We start from the raw sequence: 7,249 nt of genomic DNA, 5'->3' as shown, positions 1-7,249 counted from the left end.
CCAAGAGACAGAAAAAAAAAGGGCAACCCCACACCCCCCTCTCCCCTCTGTCCCCCCCCCCCCCCCAACCCCCCCCCCCCCCGCGCCCCCCCCCCCCCCCCCCCCCCCCCCCCTCCTGGGTGAAAGGCCCTCGCCGACGGCGCGGACCCCGCGCGCGCATGGGCACCGGCCGGCAGGGAACGTGCAGGGCGTGACCGACATCCCCCGCACCGCATCATGCCGAGGCGGTGCCCCCACCGCCCCCGCCGCCGCCCTCGTGGCGCGCACCCGCGCCCAGTTGCGGAGTACGGCCGTCCGAGTCTGGACGGACAATCTCGCCGACCACGCGGCCGCCCTCACCTACTACGCCCTCCTGGCGCTGCTGCCCGCGCTCGTCATCGCCGTCTCCCTGGTGGGGCTGCTGGGCGGGGCGACGAGGGACCGGCTGATCACCGACCTCACCGCCTACGCCCCTCCGCAGTCGGCGCAGGTGCTCCGGGACGCGCTCGGAGGCCTCACGGCGGAACACTCCTCGATGATGGCCCTGCTCGTCAGCGGTGTGGCGAGCGCACTGTGGTCGGCGTGCAGCTACCTGGCGGTGTTCCGCCGCGCCCTGCACACGATGCACCGGGTTCCCGATACCCGACGGCCGCTCCGTGCCGCCCACATGCTGCTCATCAACGCCACGATGCTGCTGACCCTGCTCGTCGTCGGCGCCGCGGGGCTGGTCATGTCCGGACCGCCGGCCCGATGGGCCGCACGGGCCGCCGGGGGAGGCCCGGAGACGATCGCGCTCCTGCGCTGGCCCGTGCTGCTGGTCGTCGTCACCCTCCTGGTGCTGGTCCTCTTCCGCACCGGGCCGGCCCAGACCCGGGGCGTCCGCCGGGGCCTGGCCGGGGGCGTACTGGCGGCGCTGCTGTGGCTGGCCGCCTCGGCGCTCTTCACGCTCTACACGGAGTTGGACACGTACGGCCGCCTCTACGGCTCGCTGGCCGGCATCGTGGTCTTCGTCGTCTGGCTCTGGTTCGCCAACCTGGCCCTGCTCACCGGCGCCCAGTTCAACGCCGAACGCGCCCGGACGCCCTTGCCTCGGGCTGCCTCCGACCAGTGCTGACGCCGTGCCCGTAGCGCCCGGCGGGCCGTGCGGGCGAGCAGGGCGGCGGCCGGTACGCCCGCCCCACGATCGGGTGGATGACGCGGACGGATGGCGGCTGTTGGGTTTCGGACGCCCCATCGCGGCCACACGCGCAGAGAGACGGACTTCGATGGAAGGACACTCCCATGACGACGATGGTCCTGTTGATCGCACCCTTGGTGCTGGCCCTGCTGCTCGTCCACCGCAAGGACGGGCACCGGGCACGCCACCGGGCGAGCCGGTTCTGACACACGTCCCGATCCATCCGATCCATCAGATCCAGCCGATCCGTCCGGTCCCTCCGGATCGGCGTCACACGAGAGCGCGAGCGAGGTGAGCGCGGTGTCCATGCGTGCCAAGGGGTGGGCCACGTCCTTCCCCGTCCACCGGGGGGTGCGTGAGGCCCGCCGGTGGACCGCGGAACACCTGGACTCGCTGCGGTGGACGACGGACGCCCCCGACACGGCCCACTCCGTGCTGGTGACGGTGTCGGAGCTCGTCACCAACGCGCACATCCACGCCCGCAGCAGCGCCGGGCTGGTGCTCACCTGGGACGGGCGGTGCCTGCACGTCAGCGTGGCCGACGGCGATCCGTGCCTGCCGGCCCCGCGCGACCCCTCACGCGAGGCGACCTCCGGACGGGGACTCGCCATCATCGACGCCCTCGCCGACGAGTGGGACGCCCATTCCTTCCACGGCGGCAAGACGATCACCGCCTGTTTCCATCCCCGGGTGACCCCCGCCCCGCACGCGGGCACCGACGCCTGACGGCGGCCGGACACCGCCGGGGGCTCCGGAGCCGCGGTCATGCGGATCCGGTCCCTTCGTCCGCGGACCCGGGCCGGCCCGGTGTGCCGAGGGCCGGCTCTGGCTCGGCTGCGGAGATCTCGGGCTCCAGCCCCTCCCCGAGGCCGGTCCGGCGGCGACCGATGTCGGCCCGCCAGGCTTCGAAGACGAGCGTCGTGGCCGTGACGACGACGAGCCCGAGGAGCCAGCCCCCGACGACGTCGCTCACCCAGTGCACGCCCAGCGCCACACGGGTGTAGCCGACTCCGATGACGCTCGTCACCGCCAGCGCCCAGGGCAGGGGCCGCCAGGCGGGCGGCACCAGCGGGAGCAGGACCAGGAGGAGCACCGCGCAGGACACCATGGCCGTCATTGCGTGCCCGGAGGGGAAGGAGAACCCGGGTGCGTGGGCGACGGGGTCGGGCAGGTGTGGGCGTGCCCGTTCCACCGCGTTCTTCGTCAGGAACCCCAGCAGGGCGCCGGCCGTCGCGGTCACGGCGGCCCAGGCCGCCAGGCGCCACGCGCGGCGCGTCAGGAGCCACACCACCAGGGCGGCCACCAGGAGCCGCATGGTCACCGGGTCCCACAGCACGTTCGTGAGGAAGCCCAACACCCGTACGCGCCCCGGGTCTTCGAGGGCGGCCCGGTGGAGCCGTTCGGCGGTGTCCCGGTCGAGGCGGTAGAGCGGGGGCCACCGGGACTCGACGAGCACGAGGGCGAGGACGAACGGCACGGTCACGGCGGTCGTCGCCGCCACCGTCAGCAGGAGTCTCGTCCCGAACGCCACATCGGGCCCGGAGCCTGCGGCCAGGAGGGCGCGGGCCGTGCGACGTCGGGAGCGGGGCGGGCGCTGTGCCATGGGTACGCGGCTTTCGGTCGGGGGTGTTCGGGCGGTGGGCGTCAGACTCCGGGGTCCCGCGTGACGGGTTGCCGTACGCCGGCTCGTACGGCCTCCAGCTGGGCGGCGAAGGAGAGGCCGAGGAACAGGGCCAGGGAGGTCAGGTAGGACCACAGCAACAGCGAGACGAGGGCGCTGAGGGGCCCGTACACGCTGGTGAAGGAGCTGCTGGCGCCGACGTACAGGCTCAGCGCCCAGGTGGCCGTGATCCACAGTCCCAGGTAGACGACGGCGCCGAAGGCGAGCCAGGTGTAACCCGGCTGGTCGCGGCGGGGCGAGAGGCGGAAGATCGCGCTGGTGGCCAGCACGGCCAGCAGGATCCCGACCGGCCAACGCAGCACGTCCCAGGCGTGGACGGCGCTCGGCCCCAGGTGGTAGACCTCGGCGAAGGCGTGGATGAGGTCGGCGCCGAGGACGGTGATGACGAAGCTGAGCCCCAGCGGAAGACCGGCGAGGACCGCCATGACGAGCCCGCGGGTGTACTTGTGCAGGAAGGGCCGGTCGCGTTCGTTGCCGTAGATGCGGTTGGCGCCGCGCTCGACCTGGCACAGGCTCGTGGTGACGTTGACGAGGGAGAAGAGCAGGCCCAGCCAGAGGGCCGCCTGGCCGCCGTCGCCGGCGTGGCGGCGGCTCTCGCGCAGCGCCTCGTCGACCACCTCGCGGCTGGGTCCGCTGGTGATCCGTCCGATCGTCAGCTCGGCCACGCGACCGACGCCCTCGGTGTGGAGGACGCCGGACAGGCCGATGGCGGCGATGGCCAGGGGCACGATGGACAGGACGGTCTGCAGGGCGAGCGCACGGGAGTGGCTGAAGCCGTCCGCGTAGCGAAAGCGTACGAAGGAGTCGCGGACCAGGCTCCAGCCCCCGTAGCGGCGCAGGGCGGACCAGGCCTCGTCGGCGGACAGTTCCTCGCCCACCACGTCACGTCTCTGTGGTACTCGGCTCGCGGTTCCCATCGGCTTCCTGACTGTGAGGGGTCCCGGTGCGCGGCGCGCCGGGACGGGTTCGGTGGCGCGGGGTACGGGACGTGTGCGCGGGGCTGCTCGCCCGGGGGACGCTCGGTGCGCTTCCCGGGGCCCTGGGAAGGAAGATCCGCAGGGTCCCCGGTTCCACCTCGGCGAACAGCCGGAAGCCTTCGGCCATGGTGTCGCCGTCGACCTCGCGGGCCTGCGCGTCGGTGAAGCGGATCTCGATGCGGCGGGCGCTGAAGTACTCCAGGGCACCTCCGGCCGCGGTCCGGCCGCCGGCCGGCGACGCATGGGGCGACGCGTCCGGCGTGCGCGTGCCCCTGCGGACGAACCGGGAGGCGAGGTGACCGGCCGCGGCGAGCCAGCCCGCCGCGCCGCGGGGGTCGAACAGCACGAGCTCCAGCCGTCCGCTGTCCGGGCGGGCCCGCGGCAGGAGTTCGAGTCCGCCCTGGAGCGCGCCGACGTTGCCGACGACGACCATCCGCGCCCGGCGGCGACGGGCTCGGCCGTCGTCCAGCCGTACGGACAGGCGCATGCCGGGGTCTCCCAGGTGGCGGGCGGCGGACAGGGCGTAGGCGGCCCAGCCGAGACGGGACTTGAGGGCGGGCGAGGTGTCGCGGACCATGGCGGCGTCGAATCCGGCGCCCGTCATCACGGTGAACCGCGTCGAGGGGAGGCCGTCGCCCCACACCCGCCCCACGTCGATCGGGAAGACGTCGCCGGCGAGGGCCGTTTCGAGGGCGGCGAGCGGATCCAGGGGCAGGTCCAGGTTGCGGGCAAGGAGGTTGCCCGTCCCGCAGGGGACGAGTGCCAAGGGTGTGCCGGTGCCGGCCACCACGTCGGCGCAGGCGCGGACCGTGCCGTCCCCGCCGCAGACGACGACCAGGCCGACTCCGGGGTCGGCGCACTCCTCGGGCAGGTTCCCGCAGGGGCGTTCGACGGAGGTGGCGGTCCAGCGTTGGTCGTCGTAGCCGTGGCGGTGCAGGAACAGGCGCACCCGCTCGGCCAGTTCGTCGCCGCAGCCGTGCGGGTGGCGGACCACGACGGCCCGCCGGCCGGAACGCCCCGCGGGGTTCCGTTCGTCGGGCTCGTGGGCGCCTTCCGTGTCGCGGGTGCGGCCGCAGAGGAACGCCGAGCCCATGACGAGCAGCGTGGCGATGCCGTTGACCAGGCCGCCCACCACGTCGGAGGGGTAGTGCATGCCGCGGTACATCCGCGACAGTCCGACTGCCGAGGGGACCAGCACCAGCACCACCGCCGCGACGTACCGCCACGGGCCGCGGGCGCGGGACCACACCAGCGCGGCCAGCCCGCCGTACAGGGCCACGGAGGCGCCGACGTGGCCGGACGGGAAGCTCGACGTGGGCGGCGCGCCGTCCAGCCGGGGCACGTCGGGGCGCGGGCGTTCCACGCACATCGTCACGAACAGGAAGACGGCCGACTGTACGGCGACCGACCCGCCGAGGAAGACCGCGTCGGCCCTGCGCGGGGTGCGGGGCAGTACGAGGAGGGCGATGACGCAGATCAGCGTCACACCGACGATGCCCTCCGTGGAGGCCGCGACGGACAGCCCCTGCGACAGGGAGTCGGCCCACGGGGTCCGGTGCGCGGCTAACCCGTCCGTGACCCGGTCTTCCGGCGACACCAGGCGGAGGCCCACCGGGACGGCGGTCACGAACAGGCCCAGCGCCACCATCACGGCGGCCTGGGCCGGTAGGAGCCAGAGGAGCCGCGAGCGTCTCGCGTCCGTGCCGCTTCGTGTCGTCATGGCAGCCGTGTTGCCCGAGACGGGCCGATGATGCGCACGACATCCACCGGGTGTCTGAAATGTCTACATATCTCCTCATCTCCCTTCGGAGTGACGGGGAGTGACTCCTGTCACTTCCAGTGACGTACGGGACATGGCTCCCGGAGGCCTGGGCATGCGCGCCCGAGCAGCACCACCGCGGGTAGGCCGCGGTGCCGCAATCGGAGGTACAGCGCGTCGTGTCCGAGCAGACGACCATCCACATCGCCGGGGCCTGGCGTTCCGCGGTCTCGGGAGCCACCCGGGAGATCCTCGACCCGGCGGACGCCACGGTCCTCGCCGTCGTCGCGGAGGGCGGCGTCGCCGACACCGACGCGGCCGTCAGCGCCGCCCGCGCCGCCTTCGACGGCGGGGAGTGGCCCCAGACCCCCGTCCAGGAGCGGGCCGCACTGCTGCGCCGCACCGCCGACCTGCTCCACCGCGACCGCGAGATCCTCGGGCTGCTGGAGAGCCGTGACGCGGGCAAGACCCTGGAAGAGGGCCGCGTCGACGTGGACTGCGTCGCCGACGCCTTCCGGTACTTCGCGGACCTCGTCGTCGGCGAGGCCGCCGGCCGTGTGGTCGACGCCGGCACCCCCGACGTCCACAGCGTCGTCGTCCACGAGCCGGTCGGGGTCTGCGCCCTGATCACCCCGTGGAACTACCCGCTCCTCCAGGCCTCCTGGAAGATCGCCCCGGCCCTCGCCGCGGGCAACACCTTCGTGGTCAAGCCCAGCGAGATCACCCCGCTGTCCACGGTGGCCCTCATCGGCCTGCTGGCCGAGGCCGGACTCCCGGCCGGCGTCGCCAACCTCGTCACCGGGCCCGGCGACCCCGTCGGCGCCCGCCTCGCCGCCCACCCCGACGTCGACCTCGTCTCCTTCACCGGCGGTCTCACCAGCGGTACGAAGGTGATGCGCGCGGCCGCCGACTCCGTCAAGAAGGTCGCCCTCGAACTCGGCGGCAAGAACCCCAACGTCGTCTTCGCCGACGCCTGCACCACCGAGGAAGGCTTCGACACCGCCGTCGACCAAGCCCTCAACGCCGCCTTCATGCACAGCGGCCAGGTCTGCTCCGCCGGCTCCCGGCTCATCGTCGAGGAGAGCGTCGCCGAGCGCTTCGTCGCCGAACTCGCCCGCCGCGCCGACCGGATCCGCCTCGGCCGCGGCACCGACCCGGACGTGGAGTGCGGACCGCTCGTCTCCGCCGCCCAGCGCGAACGCACCGAGGGGTACGTGGCCTCCGCCCTCGCCGAGGGAGCCGTGCTCCGCTCCGGCGGCCGACGGCCCGACGGGCCCGGCTACTTCTACCGGCCGACCGTGCTCGACGGCTGCCACCGCGGGATGCGCGTCGTACGGGAGGAGGTCTTCGGGCCGGTCCTGACCGTCGAGACCTTCCGCACCGAGGCCGAGGCCGTCGCGCTCGCCAACGACACCGAGTACGGCCTCGCCGGCGCGGTGTGGACCTCCGACCCGGGCCGCGGCCGCCGCGTGGCGGGCCGGCTGCGCCACGGCACCGTCTGGATCAACGACTTCCACCCCTACCTCCCGCAGGCGGAGTGGGGCGGCTTCGGCAAGTCCGGCATCGGGCGCGAGCTCGGCCCGTCGGGCCTGGCCGAGTACCGCGAGACCAAGCACGTGTACCAGAACCTCGCCCCGCGCCCCGTGCGCTGGTTCGCGGGCTGAAGGAGGAGCACC

6 protein-coding genes are annotated in these 7,249 nt (G+C 73.8%); 3 read left to right on the top strand and 3 right to left on the bottom strand.

The window, feature by feature from the left end; genetic code table 11:
• Nucleotides 1–190 precede the first annotated feature (190 nt).
• The gene (locus ACZ6JT_RS21345; RefSeq protein WP_469211839.1) at nucleotides 191–1,093 is read left to right on the top strand and encodes a YihY/virulence factor BrkB family protein; all 903 of its coding nucleotides are present in this window, start codon (nucleotides 191–193) and stop codon (nucleotides 1,091–1,093) included.
• A gap of 369 nt (nucleotides 1,094–1,462) precedes the next feature.
• A complete protein-coding gene (locus tag ACZ6JT_RS21340; RefSeq protein WP_388470599.1) occupies nucleotides 1,463–1,882 on the top strand; it encodes an ATP-binding protein in 420 nt (139 codons plus the stop codon).
• Between the two features lie 37 nt (nucleotides 1,883–1,919).
• Here the strand turns inward: ACZ6JT_RS21340 and ACZ6JT_RS21335 are convergent, their stop codons facing one another.
• Genes ACZ6JT_RS21335 through ACZ6JT_RS21325 form a run of 3 tightly spaced genes read right to left on the bottom strand, consistent with a single transcriptional unit; the run spans nucleotide 1,920 to nucleotide 5,534 of the window.
• The gene (locus ACZ6JT_RS21335) at nucleotides 1,920–2,759 is read right to left on the bottom strand and encodes a phosphatase PAP2 family protein (protein ID WP_469211838.1); all 840 of its coding nucleotides are present in this window, start codon (nucleotides 2,757–2,759) and stop codon (nucleotides 1,920–1,922) included.
• Between the two features lie 41 nt (nucleotides 2,760–2,800).
• The gene (locus tag ACZ6JT_RS21330) at nucleotides 2,801–3,754 is read right to left on the bottom strand and encodes a YihY/virulence factor BrkB family protein (RefSeq protein ID WP_469211837.1); all 954 of its coding nucleotides are present in this window, start codon (nucleotides 3,752–3,754) and stop codon (nucleotides 2,801–2,803) included.
• Complete coding sequence (locus ACZ6JT_RS21325) at nucleotides 3,720–5,534, bottom strand: bifunctional phosphatase PAP2/diacylglycerol kinase family protein (protein ID WP_469211835.1); 1,815 nt, start codon at nucleotides 5,532–5,534, stop codon at nucleotides 3,720–3,722. Before ACZ6JT_RS21325 ends, ACZ6JT_RS21330 begins: the two co-directional genes overlap by 35 nt.
• A 218-nt stretch (nucleotides 5,535–5,752) precedes the next feature.
• Here ACZ6JT_RS21325 and ACZ6JT_RS21320 point away from each other — a divergent pair, with 218 nt between their 5' ends.
• A complete protein-coding gene (locus ACZ6JT_RS21320; protein ID WP_469211833.1) occupies nucleotides 5,753–7,237 on the top strand; it encodes an aldehyde dehydrogenase family protein in 1,485 nt (494 codons plus the stop codon).
• Nucleotides 7,238–7,249: the final 12 nt, after the last annotated feature.

The organism is Streptomyces sp. NPDC046308, assembly GCF_055588065.1.
Note: the sequence above shows the minus strand (reverse complement) of the source record. Positions and strands in the feature narration are given on the sequence as shown.